Origin of the sequence: Actinomadura sp. 3N508, from assembly GCF_044326375.1 — a bacterium.
GTDB lineage: Bacteria > Actinomycetota > Actinomycetes > Streptosporangiales > Streptosporangiaceae > Spirillospora.
Map to the genome: position 1 here is coordinate 223,200 of NZ_JBIRAX010000003.1, position 21,120 is coordinate 244,319.

The 21,120-nt window shown below is 73.0% G+C and carries 21 protein-coding genes; 2 read left to right on the forward strand and 19 right to left on the reverse strand.

Going from position 1 to position 21,120, the window contains the following annotated elements; all coding sequences use genetic code 11:
* Nucleotides 1-43 precede the first annotated feature (43 nt).
* The 15 genes from ACH34S_RS12350 to ACH34S_RS12420 form a co-directional block, all read right to left on the reverse strand.
* The gene (locus ACH34S_RS12350; RefSeq protein WP_395952685.1) at nt 44-1,615 is read right to left on the reverse strand and encodes a sulfatase; all 1,572 of its coding nucleotides are present in this window, start codon (nt 1,613-1,615) and stop codon (nt 44-46) included.
* Nucleotides 1,616-1,734: 119 nt separating this feature from the next.
* On the reverse strand, nt 1,735-3,297 hold the full coding sequence (locus tag ACH34S_RS12355) for an FAD-dependent monooxygenase (protein WP_395952686.1): 1,563 nt from the start codon (nt 3,295-3,297) through the stop codon (nt 1,735-1,737).
* A gap of 2 nt (nt 3,298-3,299) precedes the next feature.
* Entirely contained in the window at nt 3,300-4,256 is a 957-nt protein-coding gene (locus ACH34S_RS12360; RefSeq protein WP_395952687.1) for an MBL fold metallo-hydrolase, read from the reverse strand.
* Complete coding sequence (locus ACH34S_RS12365; protein WP_395952689.1) at nt 4,253-5,095, reverse strand: alpha/beta fold hydrolase; 843 nt, start codon at nt 5,093-5,095, stop codon at nt 4,253-4,255. The genes ACH34S_RS12360 and ACH34S_RS12365 overlap by 4 nt, the downstream gene beginning before the upstream one ends.
* Before the next feature lie 6 nt (nt 5,096-5,101).
* Nucleotides 5,102-5,905, reverse strand: coding sequence for an IclR family transcriptional regulator (locus tag ACH34S_RS12370; protein ID WP_395952690.1), 804 nt, complete (start codon nt 5,903-5,905; stop codon nt 5,102-5,104).
* Nucleotides 5,902-6,177 (reverse strand): hypothetical protein, encoded by a 276-nt coding sequence (locus ACH34S_RS12375; protein ID WP_395952691.1) that lies wholly within the window; start codon nt 6,175-6,177, stop codon nt 5,902-5,904. The genes ACH34S_RS12370 and ACH34S_RS12375 overlap by 4 nt, the downstream gene beginning before the upstream one ends.
* Entirely contained in the window at nt 6,164-7,156 is a 993-nt protein-coding gene (locus tag ACH34S_RS12380) for an amidohydrolase family protein (protein ID WP_395952692.1), read from the reverse strand. Before ACH34S_RS12380 ends, ACH34S_RS12375 begins: the two co-directional genes overlap by 14 nt.
* Nucleotides 7,146-8,081: a zinc-binding alcohol dehydrogenase family protein gene (locus ACH34S_RS12385; protein ID WP_395952693.1), complete on the reverse strand. Its 936-nt coding sequence runs from the start codon at nt 8,079-8,081 to the stop codon at nt 7,146-7,148. Before ACH34S_RS12385 ends, ACH34S_RS12380 begins: the two co-directional genes overlap by 11 nt.
* Nucleotides 8,082-8,086: 5 nt before the next feature.
* On the reverse strand, nt 8,087-8,563 hold the full coding sequence (locus ACH34S_RS12390) for an ester cyclase (RefSeq protein ID WP_395952694.1): 477 nt from the start codon (nt 8,561-8,563) through the stop codon (nt 8,087-8,089).
* Complete coding sequence (locus ACH34S_RS12395) at nt 8,560-9,492, reverse strand: LLM class flavin-dependent oxidoreductase (RefSeq protein ID WP_395952695.1); 933 nt, start codon at nt 9,490-9,492, stop codon at nt 8,560-8,562. The genes ACH34S_RS12390 and ACH34S_RS12395 overlap by 4 nt, the downstream gene beginning before the upstream one ends.
* Nucleotides 9,493-9,504: 12 nt before the next feature.
* Entirely contained in the window at nt 9,505-10,425 is a 921-nt protein-coding gene (locus ACH34S_RS12400; protein ID WP_395952696.1) for a 2-hydroxyacid dehydrogenase, read from the reverse strand.
* A 4-nt stretch (nt 10,426-10,429) separates the two neighbouring features.
* Complete coding sequence (locus ACH34S_RS12405) at nt 10,430-11,545, reverse strand: LLM class flavin-dependent oxidoreductase (RefSeq protein WP_395952697.1); 1,116 nt, start codon at nt 11,543-11,545, stop codon at nt 10,430-10,432.
* Complete coding sequence (locus tag ACH34S_RS12410; RefSeq protein ID WP_395952698.1) at nt 11,542-12,891, reverse strand: LLM class flavin-dependent oxidoreductase; 1,350 nt, start codon at nt 12,889-12,891, stop codon at nt 11,542-11,544. The genes ACH34S_RS12405 and ACH34S_RS12410 overlap by 4 nt, the downstream gene beginning before the upstream one ends.
* Nucleotides 12,884-13,702, reverse strand: a complete 819-nt coding sequence (locus ACH34S_RS12415) for an alpha/beta fold hydrolase (RefSeq protein ID WP_395952699.1) — start codon at nt 13,700-13,702, stop codon at nt 12,884-12,886. The genes ACH34S_RS12410 and ACH34S_RS12415 overlap by 8 nt, the downstream gene beginning before the upstream one ends.
* Complete coding sequence (locus ACH34S_RS12420) at nt 13,699-14,526, reverse strand: alpha/beta fold hydrolase (RefSeq protein ID WP_395952700.1); 828 nt, start codon at nt 14,524-14,526, stop codon at nt 13,699-13,701. The genes ACH34S_RS12415 and ACH34S_RS12420 overlap by 4 nt, the downstream gene beginning before the upstream one ends.
* Nucleotides 14,527-14,644: 118 nt before the next feature.
* On the opposite strand from ACH34S_RS12420, the gene ACH34S_RS12425 reads away from it, so the two are divergent.
* Nucleotides 14,645-15,259 (forward strand): flavin reductase family protein, encoded by a 615-nt coding sequence (locus ACH34S_RS12425; protein WP_395952701.1) that lies wholly within the window; start codon nt 14,645-14,647, stop codon nt 15,257-15,259.
* An 11-nt stretch (nt 15,260-15,270) separates the two neighbouring features.
* Here the strand turns inward: ACH34S_RS12425 and ACH34S_RS12430 are convergent, their stop codons facing one another.
* Genes ACH34S_RS12430 through ACH34S_RS12445 form a run of 4 tightly spaced genes read right to left on the reverse strand, consistent with a single transcriptional unit; the run spans nt 15,271 to nt 20,006 of the window.
* Nucleotides 15,271-16,449 (reverse strand): acyl-CoA dehydrogenase family protein, encoded by a 1,179-nt coding sequence (locus ACH34S_RS12430; protein ID WP_395952702.1) that lies wholly within the window; start codon nt 16,447-16,449, stop codon nt 15,271-15,273.
* Nucleotides 16,446-17,462, reverse strand: a complete 1,017-nt coding sequence (locus ACH34S_RS12435) for an ABC transporter permease (protein ID WP_395952703.1) — start codon at nt 17,460-17,462, stop codon at nt 16,446-16,448. The genes ACH34S_RS12430 and ACH34S_RS12435 overlap by 4 nt, the downstream gene beginning before the upstream one ends.
* Nucleotides 17,459-18,961, reverse strand: coding sequence for a sugar ABC transporter ATP-binding protein (locus ACH34S_RS12440; RefSeq protein ID WP_395952704.1), 1,503 nt, complete (start codon nt 18,959-18,961; stop codon nt 17,459-17,461). The genes ACH34S_RS12435 and ACH34S_RS12440 overlap by 4 nt, the downstream gene beginning before the upstream one ends.
* Before the next feature lies 1 nt (nt 18,962).
* Nucleotides 18,963-20,006, reverse strand: coding sequence for a sugar ABC transporter substrate-binding protein (locus ACH34S_RS12445; RefSeq protein ID WP_395952705.1), 1,044 nt, complete (start codon nt 20,004-20,006; stop codon nt 18,963-18,965).
* Nucleotides 20,007-20,158: 152 nt separating this feature from the next.
* Between ACH34S_RS12445 and ACH34S_RS12450 the strand changes: the two genes are divergently transcribed.
* Nucleotides 20,159-21,067, forward strand: a complete 909-nt coding sequence (locus tag ACH34S_RS12450) for a PaaX family transcriptional regulator C-terminal domain-containing protein (RefSeq protein ID WP_395952706.1) — start codon at nt 20,159-20,161, stop codon at nt 21,065-21,067.
* Nucleotides 21,068-21,120 lie beyond the last annotated feature (53 nt).

Below are 21,120 nucleotides of genomic sequence, written 5' to 3' on the forward strand. Positions count from 1 at the left end.
TCTGGGCCGGAGCGTCTGGCGCTCCGGCCCGGACGGCGCGTTCTCAGCCCATGGCCTGGGGCCTGAGCCGGGGCTCGCGCACAGGGGGCAGGTTCTCGTAGAGGTCCCGGATCAGCCCGGCCTTGACCTCGGCCACCGCGGGGTCGTCCCACCGGTTGACCCACTGGTAGGGGTCGTCGGCCAGGTGGTAAAGCTCGCCCTCGGTCCCGTCGTAGATGATCTCCCGCTGGGGCGGGCGCATCCCGAAGTCCGCGTACCGGTCGGCCTTCGGCATGCCGTACTCGCGGTCGGTCGGCTCGTAGACGGTGCAGATCCAGCCGTCCTGGACGATCGTCCGCAGCCGGTAGCCGGTGTCGAGCTGGCTGTCCCACTCCACGAGCGCGCGCTCGCGGCCCGACCCGGCGGCCATCGGCAGCGGGCGTCCCTGCATCCAGTCCGGCACGGGCACGCCGGCGATCGCGCAGAAGGTGGGGGCGAGATCGATCTGGCCCACCGGCTCGGGGACCACCGCGGGCGCCACGCCCGCCGACCGCGCCGGACGCCACACCATCGGGAGCCGCATCAGCGCGTCCACGTGGTAGGGCCCCTTGAACAGCAGGCCCAGCTCGCCCTGGAACTCGCCGTGGTCGGTGGTCACGAAGACGTCGGTGTCGTCGCCCCAGCCGCGTTCCTCGATCTTGGCGAGCACCTTGCCGAACGCCTCGTCCAGCAGCTCGTTCTTGGCGTGGACCAGCGCGTTCAGCTCCCGGATCTGGTCATGGGTGAGGTCGGCTGGGACGAAGTCGCCGGGCGCGGCGTCGACGTTGGGCACCGAGCCGTCGTACCAGGCCAGCCAGTGCTCCGGACGGCCCGCCAGGATCTCCCTGATCCGCTCGCCGGACCCGGGGTGGCCGGGCGGCAGGTCGAGCTCGCGCCAGTCCACCCGGCCGACCTCGGAGGCGGGGACGTCCCAGGGGTGGTGCGGGTCGGGGAAGCTCATCCAGCAGAACCAGTCGTCGTCATCGTCCAGCGTGTCGAGCCAGGCCGCGGTCCGGTCGGCCACCCAGTCGGTGTGGTAGTGCTCGCGCGGCACCGGGTTGTGGGCCACGCCCGGCGCGCCGGTGTCGCCGCCCGGCGCCGCCGAGAAGATCCGCAGGAACCCGCCGGTCTCGTCCGGGTGCTCCGCGCGCAGCCAGTTCGCGTAGTGCGAGGCGCCCTGCGGCCCGTGCCCGGCGAACTCGACGTACTCGAAACCGCGGTAGGGACCGTGCTCGCCCGCGAGCGGGATCCGGTTCTGCTCCCACTTCCCGGACGGGTCCGCGATCGGCTCGAAGTGCACCTTGCCGATCAGCGCCGTGCGGTACCCGCCGTCCCGCAGCACCTGGGCGACGCTGGGCGCGTCGTCCGGCAGCGGCACCCCGTTGGCGATCGCGCCGTGCGTCCGCGGGTACTGCCCGGTCAGCATGCTGGACCGGGCCGGAGTGCACACGACGTTCTGGCAGTAGGCCCGCTCGAACCGCACGCCCTCGGCGGCGAGCGCGTCGGTCACGGGGGTCCGCGCCACGTCCCCTCCGTTGCACCCGTACGCGTCGTACCGCTGCTGGTCGGTGGTGATGAACAGGATCCTGCGTCCCATATGACTCCTCCGGGAAGGTGCGGGCAGGCGATCGGCGACTCCAAAAATGATACTAACTTCAGAATTATTAAATCACCATGCCGGCACCCACCGCCCGGACGCGGGTCGCGTCCGGGCCGTCAGGCGTGGCCGCGGGCTTGGTTCAGGGCTTGTTCGAGGGCCTCAGGGTGGTAGGCGGGCAGCACGGCTGCCAGGTGGCCGTCCGGGCGGATGACGTGGACGGTGTCCGGGCCCGCTCGCAGCGCTTCGCGCAGGACCCCGTCGGTGTCGATCTCGGGCAGGGCGTGCACTGCGAGGGGGCCTTCTACGGAGAGTTCCGCGATTTCCCTACGGCGGTCGGCGTTTCCCGCCAGGACGACGAAGGTCGTGCCGAACAGGCGGCGCAGGCGGGTCGGTTCGCCGTCGACCGCGCAGGGGCCGTCCGGGCACAGGACGCCGGGGACCGGAGGACGGACGGCTCCCGCCTCGCGCGGGAATTTGCCGGTCGGGAGCGTTCGCGTCGTCAGTGGCGAGTCCACGTACCAGTACGGCTCGGCCAGCTTCCCGGAGTCGATGAGTGCTCGCGCGTCGGGGTGGGTGACGGCGCGCTCCAGTGCCTCCACCCGTCGTTCTCGTTGTTCCTCCGTGTGCGGGACGAGAAATTCCATGGTCTCGGTGGTCACGCGGAGGTTCTCCCCAGCCGCCGCCCAGCGTTCGGTGTGGTAGGTGGTGAGAATGCTCTCCGGGGCCCAGCCGCGCCGGACGAATGCGAGTTTCCAGGCAAGGTTCTCTGCGTCCTGAACCCCCGAGTTCAGGCCGCGTGCGCCGAAGGGAGCGTAGAGGTGTGCCGCGTCCCCTGCCAGGAAGACCCGTCCGGTGGCGAACTTCTCGGCGCGCCGTTCTTGGAAGCGGTAGGCCGAGGTCCACACGAACTCGTAGGGGATGTCGCCGGTGATCCTCCGGATGCGGGCGTCCAGCGCCCCGCTCTCCCGTTCGGCGTCCAGGTCGTAGTCGGCGGGGACCTGCCAGTCGATCCGCCACGTTCCGTCAGGGCACTGATGGACGAGGACCTGCCTGCCCGGGTTCCACACGGGGTCGAAGTAGAAGCGGCGTTCGCTCGGGAACGGCAGGTCCGCGCGGATGTCGCAGATGAGGAACTTGTCGCTGAACGAGCGGCCGGGGAAGCCGATGCCCAGCAGTTCCCGGACGGTGCTCCGGGAGCCGTCCGCCGCGACGAGGTGGCTGCCGCGCACGACACCCCTGGCGGCGACGTCCGCCTCCACCCCTGAATCGTCCTGCCGCAGGCCGGTTACCGGGTGGCCGTACCGGACGTCCACCAGCGGTTCCGCGTCGACCAGGTCCTGGAGGTACGCCTCGACCTCGGTCTGGGAGATGTTGATCCACGGCGGGACCGCGCTGCGGCCGGGGTCGGGGAAGGTGACCGCGAAGAGTTCGGTGTCGCGGTAGTAGGTGCGGCCGGTCGTCCAGGTCACGCCCCGCGCGATCATCTGCTCGGCGCAGCCGACCCGGTCCAGGACGTCCAGGACGTCGCGCTGGAAACAGATCGCCTTGGATCCCGTGGGGTCGCGCCGCTCGGCTGCTTCGAGGACGACCGTAGGCACGCCGAAGCGTGCCAGGAGGAGGGCCGTCACCAGCCCGACGGGCCCGGCGCCGGCGATGAGCACCGGCTCCGTCTGGTTCATGGTCACCCCTGCAGCTCGTCCCAGACCGCCCGGTCGCGTTCCGCCGTCCAGATGACGGGGCGTTCGATGCCGGACAGCTCGTCCCAGAGCCGGGAGACGTCGAAGGGCAGGCAGTGCTCGAAGATCGGCCACCGGCCGTAGCGGGGTTCCAGCTCGGCGTGGACGGCCTCGAACGCCTCCTTGAGGGTCCCGCCGCGCCGCCGCACGGCCCCGACCCGGCTGATCATCACGTCCAGGAAGTGCCGGGTCTGGCCGATCGCCGCCTCGACCGCCGCGGCGCCCTTCGCGACCGCGCCTCGCCCGCCGACCAGCACCTCGGCGCCGAGCGCGGCGACGGTGTCCAAGGTCGTCGAGGCCCAGTCGCGGTGGAACGCGTCACCGGTGTAGAGCGCGGCCTGCGCCTCCACCAGGTCACCGGCGAAGAGGATCTTGTGTTCGGGGAGCCAGGCGACGATGTCGCCCTCGGTGTGGCCGCGGCCGCAGTACCGCAGGACGAGGTCGCCGCGGTCCCCGCCGAGCGGGATCGTGAACCGGTCGTTGAACGTCGCGGTGGGCCAGGTCAGCCCCGGGATCGAGTCCGGTTCCTTGAAAAGGCGCGGCATGCGCCCGTATTCGGATTCCCAGTCCTGCTTCCCGCGTTCGGCGATCAGCTCCCGGGTCTTCTCGTGCGCCACGATCACGCCGGCGTCGAACGCGCTCGCGCCCAGCACCCGCACCGCGTGGTAGTGCGACAGCACCAGGTAGCGGACGGGTTTGTCGGTGTGCTCGCGCAGCAGCGCGAGCCATTCGCGGGCGGCGACCGGGGTCGCCAGCGCCTCGAAGCAGACGACGAAGTCCTCGCCTTCGACCGCACCCACGTTGGGGTCGCCTTCGGCGGTCAGCGCGTAGACGCCGTCGGCGAGCACGTCCAGGCTGCGGTCCTTCTCCACGAGGTCGGCCGAAGACGCGAACGGTTTCATTCTCTGGGCTCCATTTCCTGGGTGAGGGAGACACCGGCCCCGTCCAGGAAGGCGGCGACGAGGTCGGCGAACTGTCCGGCCTGGAATTCCAGCGGCACGGCTCCACCCTCTATCACGGCCGTTCCGGCGTGCGGTATCCGCTCGGTGAGCGGGCCGAGCTCGGGGAACGCGTACGGGTCGGCGGACGCGCCGACGCACAGCACCGGGCAGCCGATGAGGCCGATCCGCTCCTCCATGCGGTAGGCGCTGACGGCCGCGTGCCCGTGTTCGACGTCCGGCCAGACGCGGAGCGCGTCGCGGACGAAACGGGTCAGCAGGTCGGGGCGCCCCTCCGGATAGAAGGCGGCGCGGCGGGCCCACAGCTCGGTCAGATGCGCGCCGTCCGGCCGTTCGCCGACCGCGTCGATGGGCGGGCGGGCGGCGCGGCGCTCGCGGGCGGCGCGGCGCTCGCGGGCGGCGGCGTCGATGTACGGGGTGGACGACAGCACCAGCCTCCGGACGCGGTCCGGTGCCCGCGCGGCCAGCTCGACCGCGACGACCCCGCCCGTGTGATGCCCGACCAGGTCGAACTCGTCCAGGCCGAGCGCGTCCAGGAGGTGAAGGAGGCCCCTGGCGTAGTTCTCGATGGTGTGCTCGGCGATCCGGGCGGAGGCGCCGAATCCCGGGGTGTCGGGCGCGATAGCGCGCCGGGCGCGCCCGAGCAGCGGAAGCACCTCCCGGTACTCGTCCCAGGAGCGCGGGGTCTGGTGCAGCAGGACGACCGGCGCGCCGCTTCCGCATTCGGCGTAGTGCACCTGGCCCTGCGGCGTCCCGGCATAGGCGAAGCGGATCTCACTCACCGGCGCTCAGCGGCCTTCCCGGTCCAGTTCGTGGTCGATGAGGCGCTCGGAGATCCGTCCGGCGGCGGCGAGGACTGCGGGAACGAGCCTCGGCAGCCGGGTCCGGGAGGTGGGCGCGGCGACCGAGATCGCCCCGGCGACGCGGCCGCGGACGGCGCGGACGGGCGCCGCGACGGACAGGTAGCCGAGCCGGGTCTCCTCGGTCTCGACGGCGTACCCGGCATGGCGGATGCGGTCCAGCTCGGCGCGCAGCAGCCGGGGCGCGATCACGGTGTGCCCGGTGAGCCGCCGCAGCGGGCGGGCGAGCAGGTCGTCCACCACGCGGGACGGCGCGTGCGCGAGGAGGACCTTGCCGGTGGCGGTGCAGTGCAGCGGCATGCGGCCGCCCGTGCGGGACGGGCGGGTGACGCTGCGGTGCCCGCCGAGCTTCTCGATGTAGAGGACGTCCGTGCCGTCGCGGACGGCGCAGTGCACGGTCTCCTGCGTGATGTGGGCGAGCTCTTCCAGGTAGGGCAGCGCGATCTCGTGCAGCACCCGCTGCCGCGGCGCGATCTGGCCGAGCTCGAACAGGCGCAGCCCGAGCCGGTAGCCGAGCCCGGCGCGTTCGAGCGCGCCCCAGGCGACGAGCTCCTGGCTGAGCCGGTGCACGGTCGCCTTGCGGAGGCCGGTGCGGCGCACCAGCTCGGCGAGCGCGACGGCCTCGTCATCGGGACGGAACGCCTCCAGGATCAGCCGGACCTTGGACAGGACCGAGTCGGCCTCCCCCTGGACGGGGTCGACGGCGGTGAGCGGAACGGCAGCGGTGATCATCGGGGCTCTCCCTCGTCTCCGGTGAACTGCTGGAGTCTGGCCCGCGCGGCCGGGTCGACGCGGGTGCCGGGGGCGTCCACGTCCCGCACGCCGGGCACGGCGAGCAGTGCGGGCGCGACGAGTCCCTCGTGGCAGGCGGGACGTCCCGGGCATCCGGCGCACATCCCGGTGTAGCGGACGGTCGGCACGGCGCCGTCGGCGACGAGTTCGAGCCCGCCCCCGTGGCCGCGCATCATGCGGGACAGGGCCTCGACGGTGTCAGGAACATTCATGGGGCACCTCGATGCCGAAGAGCCGGGCCGCGTTGAGGCCCAGGATCTTGCGCTTGTCCTCGCGGGTGATCTGCGGATAGCCGTAGCCCTCGCGCAGGTCGTCCGGGATCTGGAGCGCCATGAACGCCTCCAGGTAGGGGCGCGGCGGGCCGGCGAGCGCCGCCTCCGAGCCCCACAGCAGGCGGTCGGCGCCGACGGTGGCGAGCAGCTCGCCCATCTGCCGCTGGATGAGCCGGGGCCGGACGGGTGTGAAGTTGACCGTCGCCGACAGGGCCAGGTGGATGTTGGGGAAGCGCGCGGCGATGTTGACGCATTCGTCGAAGTAGGGCATCGCCAGGTGGTGGATGACGAAGGTGAGGTCGGGAAAGTCGCGGGCCGCGCGCTGCAGGTCGCCGGGGTGGAGCTGTTCGAGGTTCTCGGTGCCGAACGGGTTGCCCTTGTGGAACTGCAGGACGCGGATGCCGAGGTCGCGGGCCCGCTCGTAGACGGGGTAGGCGAGCTTCTCGTCGTCGCAGCGCCAGCCGCGGTCGACGTGCCCGTTGTAGAACTTCAGCGACACCGCGCCCAGCTCCTCGACCTGCCGTTCGAGGTGCTCCAGCGCGACGTCCACGCCGCGGTGACCGGGGTCGACGCCGCCGCAGAACAGCGCGCGGCCGGGGTAGGCGCGGGCGAACTCCGCCTGCAGCTCGACCGGCGCCCACCAGTCGTCGTACCAGTCGAAGACGGGCACGACCTGGGCCATCGCGATGTCGGTCGGCTCGCTGCCGGGCGGATCACCGAAGACCATCCGTCCCATCGTCGCGGCGGACAACCGGCGGTCGTAGGTCTCCGGGTCTCCGTGCAGGGGCCGCAGCCCCTCGCCGAGGCCCAGCGACAGGTCCCGGACGTGCCGGGCCCACGGGTTCGCGGTGAGCAGGTTCGCCTCGCTCATGTCGTGCAGGTGGACGACGAGGTCGAACACGAAGACGTCATCGATCAACGGACACCTCCAGGACGACGCGTCCTCGCGCGCGGCCGTCCGTGAGCGCCTGCCAGGCGGCCGGTGCCTCGGCGAGGTCGTACCGGTCGGTGCGCAGGATCAGCTCGCCTTCGGACAACCGGACGAGCAGGTCGTCGGCCAGCGCGAACGCCTGCGGTGCCCGCCGGATCATGTTGAGGAAGCGCAGGTCGACATCGTGCGCGCAGCGGGACGGGAGATCGAGTTCGAGGCGGGCGCCCGCCGTGTACCCGACGATGACCGCCACGCCGCCGGGCGTCACCGCGTCGAGCCGTGCGGGGAGCCCTGGCCCGCCGACGGTCTCGATCAGCGCGTCGTACGGGCCCGCGTCGACCGTGCCGACGATCGTCCTGACACCGCCGGGGACCAGCGCGGCCCGCTCCTCACGCGACACCAGCGCCGTCACGTCGGCGCCCGCGAGCGACGCGAGCTGCACGGCGAGGGAGCCGACCGCGCCCGCCGCGCCCGTCACCAGGACCCGCTGCCCGTCCCGGACGGCGGCCAGCTCGTGCACCGAGATCCAGGCCGAGGTGGCGGGCGAGAAGAAGCAGGACGCGAGCATCGGATCGACGCCCTCGGGCGCGAGATGCACCGCCTCGTCCGGGACGGCCGCGTACTCGGCGGCGACCCCGTCACGGGTGACGCCGAGGCCGCCGCCGCGCAGCCAGACGAGCGCGCCGCGCGGGAACCGCTCCGACTCCTCGACCCGGCCCGCGCCGTCGCCGCACGGGACGTACGGCGGCGGCGGGTTACGGGGAAACGTGCCGGACGCGACACTGCGGTCGAGGTGCCCGAGCGCGGCGGCGGCGACACGCACCAGCGTCTCGCCGCTGCCGGCGGCGGGCACGGGCAGGTCGGCGGCCACTTCGGGCGGCCGTCCCGGCTTCTCGATCCGCAGCCCGCGCATGCGGTTCACTCCCCCGCGCCGAGCTGGGCGGCGACGGCGGCGTGGTCGTAGTAGACGGTCTCGTTGACCATCGTGGCGCCCTCGAACCGGAACACGATGACGCCCTCGACGTCCATGACCCGCCCCTTGCAGGGGATGCCCGCCCAGTCGGCGTGCTGGGTGCCGACCGTCCGGCCCTCGATGATGACGGCGTCGGCCGCGTGGTGGACGAGCTCCGGGACGAGCCGCAGGTCCGGGAACGCGCCGAGCAGGTCGCTCAGCAGCTCGCGGACCTGGTCGTCTCCGGCGTGGACGCGGCCGGTCGGGAGGATGCGGTAGTGCGCGCCCTCCGGCATGGTCGCCAGGCACGCGTCGAGGTCGCCGGCCATCTCGGTGGTGAGGTGCTCGATGACGACGGCCTCCCGCCGCGCGCGCAGATCGGCGTCCGGCAGCGGACGGTCGGCGCCCGGCAGCTCGACGCGGGGCAGGTCGGCCGCCGTCATCCGTGCCGTCCCTTCATGTCGGGGGTGTTGTCGAACAGCGAGAAGTCGGGTGCGGGCGCGCCGCGTTCGACGTCGGGGAGGTCGCCGATGACGGCGGCGAGCCATTCCAGCTCGGCCGGGTCGTCGAGCAGCGGGAAGAAGAGCACCTCGTCGGCGCCCTGGGCGCGGTAGCCGCGGAACGCGGCCTCGATGCCGTCGCGCCCGCGGGCGATGCCGGAGATGACGTGTTCGGGCGGGCCGCCGTTCTTCAGGTAGGAGGCGAGGCGGGCCTCGGCGAGGTCGCCGGCCTTCTCGCCGGAGGCGTACCACGTGCTCGCGACGAGCCGGGGACGGCCGGGCCTGCCCGCGCCCTCCCACGCCTGACCCGCGGCGAACGCCTCGAACGCGAAGACCTCCGGCTTGAGACCCCCGCTGACCAGCCCGTCGCCGTGCTCCAGCAGCCGCCGCAGCGCCGGGTCGGACGCGCCGCCGATGAGCAGCTCGATCTCGCCGAGCTCGGGGCCGACCGCGTTGTCCTCGCCCTTGAGGTCCCGGAGGGCGGCGAGGGCGCGGAGCTGGTCGTCCATGATCCGGCCGCGGCGCTCCCAGGGGATCCCGGCGGCCTCGTAGTCGTTGACGCGGTTGCCGACGGCGACGCCGAGCGAGACCCGGCCGGGCGCGAGCGCGGTGAGGGTGGCGACCTGCTTGGCGAACAGCGGTGTAGGGCGCAGCGGGCCGAGGAACGCCGCCGTCATCAGCCGGACGCGGGCGGTCAGCGCGGCGGCCGCCGCCATCGTCATCATGATCTCGTGGTTGACGTAGACGTACCGGTCGGCGACGCCGAGGGAGGAGAACGGGCCGTCCTCGATCTCGCGGATCCAGGTGCGCAGGGTCTCCCCCGTGCAGCCGGGCACCCCGTTGGGAAGCAGGACGCCTATCTCGTTCGACATGCGGGCTCCAGATCAGTAACCGTGGCGGCGGACGTTGGCGAGCGGCTCCCCCGCGGCGTACCGGCGGAGCTGGTCGCCCACCATCCGGTAGGCGCGGTCGCGCCAGTGCTCGGACGAGCCCGCGACATGCGGGGTGATGAGCGCGCCGGGCGCGGAGAACAGCGGATGGCCCGGCGGCAGCGGTTCGGGGTCGGTGGCGTCGAGCGCGGCGCGGACGCGTCCGGCCCGCAGCGCGCCGAGCAGCGCCGGGGTCTGGACGAGGGCGCCGCGCGCGGCGTTGACGAGCAGCGCGCCCGGCCGCATCGCCGCCAGGAACGCGGCGTCCACCATGCCCTTGGTCTCGGCGGTCAGGGGCGCGAGCAGGACGATGACGTCCGCCCCGGGAAGGAGACGCGGAAGGTCGTCCGGGCCCAGGACGCCGTCGCGGGGATGCCGGGCGATGCCGGTGACCTTCGTCCCGAACGGCGCGAGGCGGTCGTGCAGCGCCCGCCCGATCGAGCCGTGGCCGACGATGAGGACGTGCTGCTCGGCGAGGTCGGCCGCCCCCGCCGCGCCGGAGAAGGCGGTGTTGCCCGCGGTGTCCCACTCGCCCGCCCGCTGCCGCTCCAGGTAGTGGGGCAGGTCCTTGTTCATCGCGAGGATCACCCCGATGATCCACTCGGCGACCGGGCCGTCGTGGACGCCGCCGGCGTTGCAGAGCGTGACACCGGCCGGCAGCTCCGGGACCCGGTCGATCCCGGCGCTGAGCGTCTGCACGACCTTCAGCGCGGTCAGCTCGGGCAGGATCTCGGCGAACCGGTCCCCGTCCGGCGGGCCCAGGACGCAGAACTCCGCCTTCGCCGGGACGCCGGTGCCGAGCACCGCGAGTTCGACGCCGTCCGGCAGCGGTCCCATCGCGTCGGTCCCGGCGTCGGCCGGTACAAGGGCGATCACGCGCTCACCTCTCCCTCAGCCCGGCCTCGACCAGCCGGGGGCGCAGCTCCCGGGCGTACTGATCGATCCCGGACTCGTAATCCAGCCACGAGAGCGCGAGCCCGTCGAGCCCCGCGTCGGCGAGTCCGGCCATCTGCTCCACCACCGAGTCGGGCGTCCCGACCAGCGGCAACGCGAAGAACCCGGCGATCGCGGCGGCGGCCATCCCGGCGGCGTCGAAGTCGCCGCTCGCGGAGTTCGGGATGAGCAGGCGGATGGCGTTCGCCGCCGCGTCCTGGTCGCCTAGCTCCCCGACCATGCGGTCGTACTCGCGGCGGGCGGCGTCCTCGGTGGCCGCGCAGACGACGTGCGCCCCGGCGAAGACCATCAGCTTGCGGTCGTGGCGCTCATCGACCTCCGCCTTCAGCTGGGGCACGATCCGTGCCGCGGACGCCGGGTCGGGCACCATCGCGAACGTGAGGTCGGCGTGCCGGGCGGCGAAGTCGCGTCCGGCCGGGCTGAAGCCCGCGTTCATGATGACGGGACGGCCACGCTGCACCGGCTTCGGTTCCGACAGCACGCTCCGCGCCTGGAAATAGCGGCCCTGGAAGTCGAACTCCTCCTCGGCCGCCCAGATCCGGTCGAGGAAGGTCATCCATTCGTCCGCCACCGCGTACCGGTCGTCGTGCTCGCGCTGTTCCAGGCCGAACATGCGGAACTCGTCCTCGTTCCAGCCCGCGACGATGTTGACCGCGAACCGTCCGCCCGCGATGTGGTCGACGGTCGCGATCTGCTTGGCCGCGCTGACCGGATGGGTGACGGGGATGTGGAACGTCGCGAACACCTGGATCCGGTCGGTGACCGCCGCGATCCCGGCCGCCCAGGTGAACGACTCGAACGAGCGGTGCGCGTCCCGCCGCGCCGGGTCGGCCATGCCGCGCCAGCGGGCGACGGGGATCAGCGCCTCGAAGCCCGCGTCCTCGGCGGCCCGCGCGATCCGGACGCTCTCCGCCCAGGTGGCCCGGGGCGCCTCGGGCGCATGGGTGAGGTTGGCGCCGCCCGCCATGTTCGCCGAGAACACGGCCAGCTTGAGCCGGTTGGGACTGCCCAATAGAGGCCCGGTCGACCGGTCGCTGTTCATGGGCGCCTCGCCGGTGGGCGGGTGTCGGCGCCGGCGGCGATCTCGGGGATGTGGCCGAGCGGGGTCGGCAGGTCGCGGCCGTCCGCGAGCCGGACGACCGGGCTCAGCTTCGGCGCCCCGTGCAGCGCCGCCATCTCCGCGTTGGTCTCCGGCGCGGGACGGGAGGCGCGCAGGTGGCCGGGGCGGCCGTCCGGTTCGCGGAAGTGCGGGACGACCTCCTCCGCCATGATCTGGAGGTTCTTCATCACCATCCAGTGCGGCATCGAGCCGAGCGGGCCGCCCGCGCTGATCGCCATGCCGAGGCCGTACTCCTCGATCATCCGCTCGTAGGCCTCGATGACGGTCTGCGGCGAGCCGACGACGATGTAGCCCTGGTCGATGAGCTCGTCGTAGGTCAGCTCCCAGAAGTCCTTGACCCCGGCGGCCTGCCGTCCCTTGATCGTCCGCAGGATCGAGTCGGCGGTGTTGTAGCCGGGCGGCATCAGATGGTGCATCGGGATCTTCAGCCCGGTGCGGAAGAACCACATCACGTGCGGCATGAACTCGCGGCGGGCCTGCTCGTCGGTCTCCGCCACGTAGGTGGGGACGACCCGTCCGAGCTGCGCCGGGTCGGGCTCGTACCCGTACTTGTCCCGGCAGATCTCCCGGAAGAGCGCGAACGACTTCTTGGTCACCCAGTTGGACGTCGTCGTCTGCATGTAGGAGAACCGGCGCTTGGCGACCTCGTCGATCGTGTCGGTGGACCCGGTGCCGGGCATCCACACCGGCGGGTGCGGGTCCTGGAGGGGGCGCGGCCACGGGTTGACGTGCTCGATGTCGTAGTGCTCGCCCTGCCAGGTGAACGGTCCGGGCTCCGTCCACGCCTTCACGATCAGGTCGTGGGCCTCCCAGAACCGGGCCTTGGACGTGGTCGGGTTCATCCCCGAGGAGTGGTATTCGGCGCCCATCCCCCGCACGTGCCCGGAGACGATCCGCCCGCCGGACACGATGTCGAGCATCGCGATCTCCTCGGCGACCCGCAGCGGGTTCTGGTGCAGCGGCAGCGCGTTGCCGATCACGCCGATCCGGATGCGGGCGGTGCGGGCGGCGAGGTGGGCGGCCCACACGTTCGGCGCGTTGATGGTGCCGAACGCGTTCTGGTGGTGCTCGTTGACGATGATCCCGTCGAAGCCGAGCCGCTCGCAGGCGACGAGCTGGTCGAGGTTCTCGGTGTAGAGCTTGTGCGCCACCTGCGGCTCGAAATGGGTGTTCGGCAGCGTCACCCAGGTCGACTCCAGGTCCTCGCCCGGCGGGATGAACGGGTAGGGCATCAGGTGGAAGACGTGGAACTCGAGCCGGTTAGGCATCGGACACCCCCGAGACGAACGCGGTGATCAGCGCGGCCGTCTCCGCGGGCCGCTGGACGGGAAAGGCGTGGCCGCCGGGCACGGTCCGCACGCCGGTGCCGAGCAGTTCGGCCCACCGGGCGGGATGCTCGGCCGGGACGATCCGGTCGCCGTCGCCCGCGACCACGAGGGCGGGGACGCCGAGCGCGGGCAGCCGGTGCTCCAGTTTCAGGTCGTAGCGGAAGTCCCAGATGAGGCGGGCCGCGGCGCCCATGTCGCCGTAGCGGGCCGCGAACCCCTCGGGCCCGCCCTGCGCCGGCGTACCCGGGCCGGGGACGACACCGTCGACGGGATCGCCGCCGTAGTACATGTCGTCGTAGTCGGCGGGGTTCATGATGAACACGTCCGCGATCGGGCGTCCCGGGACCCGCAGCCCGTACGGCGCGAGCAGCGCCAGGCTCCGGACGCGGTGCGGGTTGAACACGGCGAAGTCGGCGGCGAGCCAGCCGCCGAGCCCGTACCCGGCGACGTGCACGCGGTCGAGCCCGAGGGCGTCGAGCAGGCTCCGGTACAGCAGGACGACGTCGTCGCGGCCGGTGACCCAGGACGGGCACGGCGTGTCCCCGAAGCCCGGCGCCTCGGGCGCGATCAGGTCGGCGCCCTCGGCGATCCCGGCGTGCAGCGGGCTCCAGCAGCGGGTGAGCCAGTGGCCGTGGAAGAACAGCACGGGGTCGCCCGTCCCGTCCCGGCGGTAGGCGATCGGCACACCGTCCACCTCGATCCGGTCGGGCTCGGTGCGCCAGCGCACGCCGGCGTCGAGAACGTCGCTCACGATGTCTCCTTGTCCAGAAAGGCCAGGACCGCCGCGCTCCAGGCGGCGGCCGCCTCCAGCTGCGGGCAGTGGCCGCAGCCGGGAAAGATCTCCAGCCGCGCGCCGGGGATGCGGCGCGCGACCTCCTCGGCGAAACCGGCCGGCTTGAGCCGGTCGGCGCCGCCCGCCGTCACGAGGGTCGGCACCCGGACCCTTGAGTAGTCGAAGGGGTCGCCGAGCGGCGGCGGCTTCGCGCCGGGGGGACGCAGGCCGAGCGAGGCGAACGCCTCGTACGCGCCGGGTGCGAGCGCCGCCTCCAGACGTTGCGCGACCACGGCGTCGTCGTCGGCCCACGCGGGGTCGGCGAACGCGAGCCGGATCTGCTTCCGCATGGAGTCGGGCGTCCCGTCGAAGTCCATCAGCGCGTCGCGGGCGGGGCCGGAGATCGGCGGGCCGCCCGCGCTGACGAGGACCATCCGCCGGACGTCCAGCGCCGGGACCTGCGCGGTCTGGTCGCGCAGCAGGTGGGAGCCGCCCATCGACAGCCCCACCACGTCGGCCCGGCCCACCCCGAGGATCTCCAGCAGGCGGGCGAGGTGGGCGAGCATCCGGCCGGCCCGGTCCGCGAAATCGACGATCTTGGCGGTGCCGCCGAAGCCGAGCCAGTCGGGCGCGATCACGCGATGCCCGGCCGCCAGCTCCGGGATGACCGCCTCCCAGGCGGTGCGGGCGCATTCGCCCCACGCCCCGCCGTGGAGCAGCACCACGGGCGGCCCGTCCCCCGCCTCCAGCAGGTGGGTGCGCACGCCGTCCACGTCGAGCGTGCGGGAGTCGACTCCGATCACCTGCACTCCTTCATTCTTGTGACGGTCGTAAGGACATTAACGAGAAGTTGGCACCTTGGGAAGGCTTGTTCTGCTGGGCGGACCTCTTCCGTTCCCTGGCCAGATCCACTGCGGTTCTATGACGACCGTGACTGAACTACTGGATGCGGCCGAATTCCGCGCCGTGCTCGGCCGGTACCCGACCGGCGTCGTCGTGGTCGCCGCGATGGTGGACGGCAGGCCGGAGGGGCTGGCGGTGAACTCCTTCACCTCCGTGTCCCTCGATCCCCCGCTGATCGCCTTCTGCGCGGCGGCCTCGTCGTCGACCTGGCCGCGCCTGCGCCGGGCCGGAGGCTTCGCGATCACCATGCTCGGCGCGGACCAGGAGGCCGCGTGCCGGACGTTCGCCGCCAAGGGCGCCGACCGGTTCGCCGCCGTGCCGTGGTCGCTGACCCCCGCCGGTCACCCGGTCCTGGACGGGGCGCCGGCCTGGCTCGATGTCGTCCCGCACACGATGCAGGAGGCCGGCGACCATGAGCTGGTGCTCGGCCGGGTGACGCATCTCGGCGCCGCGCCCGGCGGTGAACCCCTGGTGTTCTTCCGGGGCGGGTTCACCGGGCTGGCACAGCGGGAGGACGGCGGCGGCGACACGTCCGCGAGCCGGCGGGCCAGATCCGCCGGCCCGCGCGGCCTCGACGCGGAGTCGCCGTTCTTCGGTGTCCTGTCGGCGAGGCTGGACGCCGCGTCCCGATGACCTGCGGCCCCTTAGCGGGCCGGCAGGGCCCGGGAGATGCCGAGATGCAGCATCTCCCGGGTGAAGTCGCAGGAGTAGCCCGTCCAGGCGTCGCGGAGCAGCCGCTCCGGACCCGCGCCGGTGGTGACGCCGGTGGCGCCGTGCAGGCGGACGGCGCGCTGCGCGCAGTCGATCGCCGCGTCCACCGCGCGGGTCTTCGCCGCCGGGACCAGGACGGCCAGCTCGTCGGGCGCCGCGCCCTCGTCCAGGGCCGTCGCCGCCTCGCGGACGAGCAGCCGCGCCGACCGGACGGTGATCGCCATGTCGGCCAGCTCCAGCGCGACGGCCTGATGGTCGCGCAGCGGCCGTCCCCAGCTGCGGCGCTCGGCGGTGTGGGCGCGGGCGAGCTCCTCGGCGGCGCGGGCGACGCCGACGAAGACCGCGGCCAGGCCCACCGCCATGCCGGGGGTGGCGGTCATGAGCAGCCGCAACGCCTCGCCTTCGGGGCCGATGCGCGCGGCGGCGGGTACCCGTACGCCGTCCAGGAACACCTCGGCATGGAACCCGGTGCGCAGGCCGAGCAGCCGGGACCTGGGCCCGCAGGTGAGGCCCGCGGTGGCGGCCGGAACCCAGAACGCGCTGGTGGACTCCACGCCGGGACGGCCGGTCGCCGTCCGGGCGAAGACGACGTAGGCGTCGGCGACTCCCGCGTTGGTCACCCATTGGGCCTTCGCGCCGTCGATGACGTACCCGTCGCCGTCGCGCCTTGCCCGCGTGCGGTAGCCGGACTCCGCGCCCGGTGCGGGGTCGAACAGTTCCGAGCCCGCCACGTCCGGCTCGTTCATGGCACCGGCCAGGACGGTCTCCCCCGCGGCGATGGAGGGAAGCCAGCTCGTGCGCTGCTCGGCGGTACCGGCCGCCAGGATCAGCCCGGGGACCGTCATCGTGAGGTTCAGCCCGGCGGCGAATCCCGCGTCGACGGCCCCGAGTTCCTCCGCGACGGCGACGTTGTCGAGCTGCGTCCCGCCGCCCCCGCCGTACCGCTCCGGGATGAGCAGGCCGGGCAGGCCCAGCCCGGCCGCGCCTTTCAGCAGCACACGGTGCGTGTGCGCCGCCATCTCGGCGTCGCCGGCCGGCAGCGCGGGAGCGACACGGCGGCGGGCGAAGCCCGCCACCGCCTCGCGCAGCGCCGCCCGCTCCTCGCCGCTCATGGCATCGCCTTCCCGCTGCGCAGCCGGTCGATGCCGATCGCGACGACGAGGACGACGCCGCTGACCACGTTGCTCCAGAACGGGCTGATCCCCGCGAGCGTCACGCCGTTCTGCAGGACGCCGAGGAACAGCACGCCCAGAAGTGTGCCGAGCAGTGAGCCGCGGCCGCCCATGAAGGACGTCCCGCCGAGCAGCACCGCCGCGCCCGCCGTCAGCTCCATGCCGATGCCCGCGTCCGGCGAGGTGGAGGTGAGCCGCGCGGCGCCGACGACGCCCGCGATGCCCGCGAGCGCGGCGCACAGCGTGTAGACGGCGATGCGGACGCCGCCGACGTTGATGCCCGCGAGCCGCGCCGCCTCCGGGTTGCCGCCGACCGCGTACACCATCCGCCCGAACCCGGTGTAGCGGAGCACGAGCACGGCCAGGACGAACACGGCCACCGCGATCAGCACGGTGATCGGGACGCCGCCGATCCGCTGCGACCCGAGCTTCACCAGGAACGCGTGCTCGAAGATGGTCTGGGACTGCCCGCCGGACCAGATCTGCGCGAGGCCGTGCAGGAGCGTCCCGGTCCCGATGGTCACGACGAGGAACGACAGCCCCGCCTTGCCGATGAGCAGCCCGTTGGTGACCAGGCCCATCGCCAGCGCGGCGCCGATCGCGGCGAGCAGCGCGACCGGCGCCGGCAGGACGTCCAGCAGCTGCCAGCACACGATCGCCGAGAACCCCATCATGCCGCCGACCGACAGGTCGATCCCGCCGGTCAGCAGCACGAACGTCATCCCGGTCGCGACGAGCAGCAGCACCACGTTCGTCTCCGCGATGTTCACGAAGTTCTCGGCCGTGAGGAACTGCGGCTGCGTGACCGCGAGCAGCACCATCAGCAGCCCGAGCACGGCGAGCACCCCGAGGTACTGGGAGGTGGCCTGGGCCGCACCCCGCGCCCGGCGGCCGGTCGCGGCGGCCCGCCCCGGCGGGACGGCGGCCTCCAGTGCCTTCTCGGACGGCGTCATCTCGATTCCCCTCCCCCTAGCGCCAGCAGCGCGATGGCCTCTTCGGTCGCCTCGTCGCGGTGCAGTTCCCCGGCCGGACGGCCTTCGGCCAGCACGATGATCCGGTCGGCGAGGCCCAGCAGTTCGAGCAGGTCGGAGGAGGCGAGCACGACGGCGGCGCCGTCCGCGGCCAGGTCCCCGATCAGCTCGTAGATGTCCGCGCGGGCGCCGATGTCGACGCCGCGGGTGGGCTCGTCCAGCAGCAGCACCTTCGGGGCGTGGCCGAGTGCGCGGGCCAGGACGAGCTTCTGCGCGTTCCCGCCGGACAGCGTCCCCACCGGGACGTCCACCCCCGGGCAGCGGACCCGGTGGTCGGCGACGGCCCGCTCCGCCCGGTCATGGTCGCGGGACCGGTTCGTCCGCCGGACGGCGCGCAGCCAGGGCACGGCGAGGTTGTCGCGGATCGAGTGGGCGGCGGTGAGGGCCTGCCCGAACCTGTCCTCGGGCACCAGCGCGGCCCCGGCCCGCCGCGCGGCGCGCGGTGACGCCCGCCCGAGGCGCTCGCCGTCGATCGTGACGGCGCCGCCGTGCGGCCTGCGGGCTCCGGCGATCGTCTCCAGCAGCTCGCTGCGCCCGGCGCCGACCAGCCCCGCCACGCCGAGGATCTCCCCGGCCCGGACGGTGAACGAGATCGGATGCGGCGACCGGTCCGTCACCAGGCCGTCGACCCTGAGCCGCGCGTCGCCGGCCGCGACTGGCCGCTTGTGGAAGTACTCGCCGAGGTCCCGCCCGACCATGGCCGACGACAGCCGTTCGTCGGACAGCTCGTCCCGGCCCAGCTCCGCGACCGAGACGCCGTCGCGGAGCACCGTCGCGCGGTCGCAGACGCGGCGGATCTCCCGCAGCCGGTGGGTGATCACGATGACCCCGGTCCCGGCCGCCGCGAGCCGCTCCACCACCGCGAACAGCCGCTCCGGATCGGGGAGCCGCGAGGTCACCTCGTCCAGGATCAGCAGCCGGGGCTCGGTCGCCAGCGCCTTGGCGACCTCGACCAGCTCGCGCTCGCCCGGCGGGAGCGCCCCGGCGGGCGACAGCGGATCGGCGTGCAGCCCGGCCCCGGCGAGGTACGGTCCGGCCTCCGCCGCGAGCGCCGCGCGCCGCACGCCCCGCGCCGCCCGGTTCAGCCGCGGCAGCAGGACGTTCTCCGCGACCGAGAGGCCGGGCACGAGCGTCGGCTCCTGCGAGACCAGGCAGAGTCCGGCGGCGAGCGCGTCCTTCGGGCCGCCGAACGTCACGGGCGTCCCGTCCAGCTCGACCGTCCCGCCGTCCGGGGCGAGCGCGCCCGCCACGATCCGCGCCAGCGTCGACTTGCCGGAGCCGTTCTCCCCGGCCAGGCACACGACCTCGCCCCGGTGGACGGTCAGGTCGGCGCCGCGCAGCGCGGCGACCGGGCCGAAGCTCTTCGCCACCCCCAGCGCCCGGAGCAGCGGCACGCCCACCGCGTCATCGGTGTCCGGCATGTCAGTCGAGCTTGGCGTAGGTCTTGCCTTCGCGCTGCTCGAAGGCGATCGAGAACGGGTTGTTCACCCGCTGGGCGATCGGCTGCCAGGTATCGACGTTGGTCTTGTCGAGCTTCACCGTCGGGATCCAGATCTCCTGCGGCACCTTGGCGCCGCAGATCGCGCGCAGCGCCGCGTAGGCCAGCGCCTGGCCGGTCTTGTCGTAGGGGACGCCGTAGGTCGCGCTGATCTTCCCGGCCTTCACCAGCGGGATCGCGTCGGGCTGCCCGTTGATGGAGACGATCGCGGGCGCGAAGCCGCCCCCGAGCGCCGACGCCGCGCCGATGGCCGAGGTGTCGTTGAACGTCCAGATGCCCTTGAGGTCGGCGCCGTACTTCTGCCGCCACGACTCGGCGATCGCCTTGGCGTCCGCGGGCGTGATCTTCTGGTTGACCTGGCGCTCCACGACGTTCAGTCCGGACTCCTTGGCCCCGGCCTCGAACGCGGCCTTCTCCCAGTTCAGCAGCTCGGCGAAGCTCGGCCCGAACATCGCCGCGACCTTCCCGTCGCCGACGATCCGCTTGAGCTCCTTCGCGCCGTCCGCGCCCGCGAAGTCGACGTCGTCGTGGATCGTGGTGAAGTACGGCCCGCCGACCTTGGTGTCCAGCACGATGATCGGGATCTTCTTCTGCCGGACCTGGGCGAACACCCCCTGCGTCGCGTTGGGGTCGACGGGGTTGGCGATCAGCGCGTCCACCTGCTGCTGCATCAGGGTGTTGATGTCGGAGATCTGCTTGCCCGGGTTCAGGTTCGCGTTGACGGCCTTCAGCTTCGCGCCGTACTTGGCGAGCGCCTTGGCGACGATCTGCTCGATCGCCTGGAAGTTCGGGTCGGGCAGCGGTTCGCTGAACCCGACGGTCTTGCCCTTGGCCGCCGCGCAGCCCGTCCCGTCGTCGCCTCCCGACGCGGCGGCCCGCTTCTCGCCGCCCTCGCCGCAGGCGGCCAGGCCGAACAGCAGTCCGGCCGCCACCATCCCGGCCGCGGTGCGCCGTGCACGCCCGGTCATAAGCCACCTCCGGCAATCTTTCGCATGACGGTCGTCACATCGATGACGACTCGGACCACGGTTCTACCGCCACCTGCGGCATCGCCGTGAGGCCACCGTTCCGCTGGACGAACCGCCCGGGCCACCCCACCGGACGGTGCACACTGGGTGCCATGCAGGAATCCGAAAGCGACCGCATCGACGGGACTTGGACTGGCGCGACACCGTCCATGGCCACCACACCGCGCAGCGGAGCCGCCGCCGACTCCGGGGCCGGACGCCCGAAGATGCTCATCATGGACGTGTGCGGCGCCTACATGCGGCCGCTCGGCGGATGGTTCGCCATCGCCAAGATCGTCCAGCTGATGAACGAACTCGGCGTGGACGAGGCCGCCACCCGGTCGGCGCTGCTCCGGATGCGCCGCAAGGGCCTGCTCGAACCGGAGAACCGGCCGGGCGCGCGCGGCCTGCGCCTCACCGACCAGGCCCTCACCGCGCTGGAGGACACCGACCGCCGGATCTTCGGCCCCCGGCCCCCCGCCTACCTGGGCGACGGCTGGATCCTGCTGTCGTTCTCCGTCCCGGAGGACCAGCGCGCCAAGCGGCACGTCCTGCGCTCGCAGCTGTCGTGGCTCGGTTTCGGGAACCTCGGCAACGGCCTGTGGATGGCCCCCCGGCGCATGCGGGACGCGCTGAAGAAGACCGTCGAGCAGCTCGGCTTCCAGCAGTACGTGCTGATGTTCGAGGCGCAGTACACCGGCTTCACCGAACTCTCCGCACTCGTCGGCGAGGCATGGGACCTGGCCGAACTCGCCACCCTCTACACCGAGTTCGTCGACTGGTGCGCCCCGATCGCCGAACGGTGGCAGGACGTCCGCAGCCCCGCCGGGCCGCAGGCGTTCATCGACTACACCCTCGCCCTCTACCACTGGCGCAAGTTCCCCTACCTCGACCCGGGTCTCCCCAAGGACCTCCTCCCGGACGACTGGGCCGGGCACCGCGCCGCCGAGCTCTTCTTCGACCTCCGGAACCGCCTGGAGGCGGGCGCGATCGACCACGTCCGCAAGGTGTGCGCCTTCTGAGCCGGACGCGGAGCCCGCTCGGCGAGTCCGTTCAGCGAGACGCGAGCCTCCCG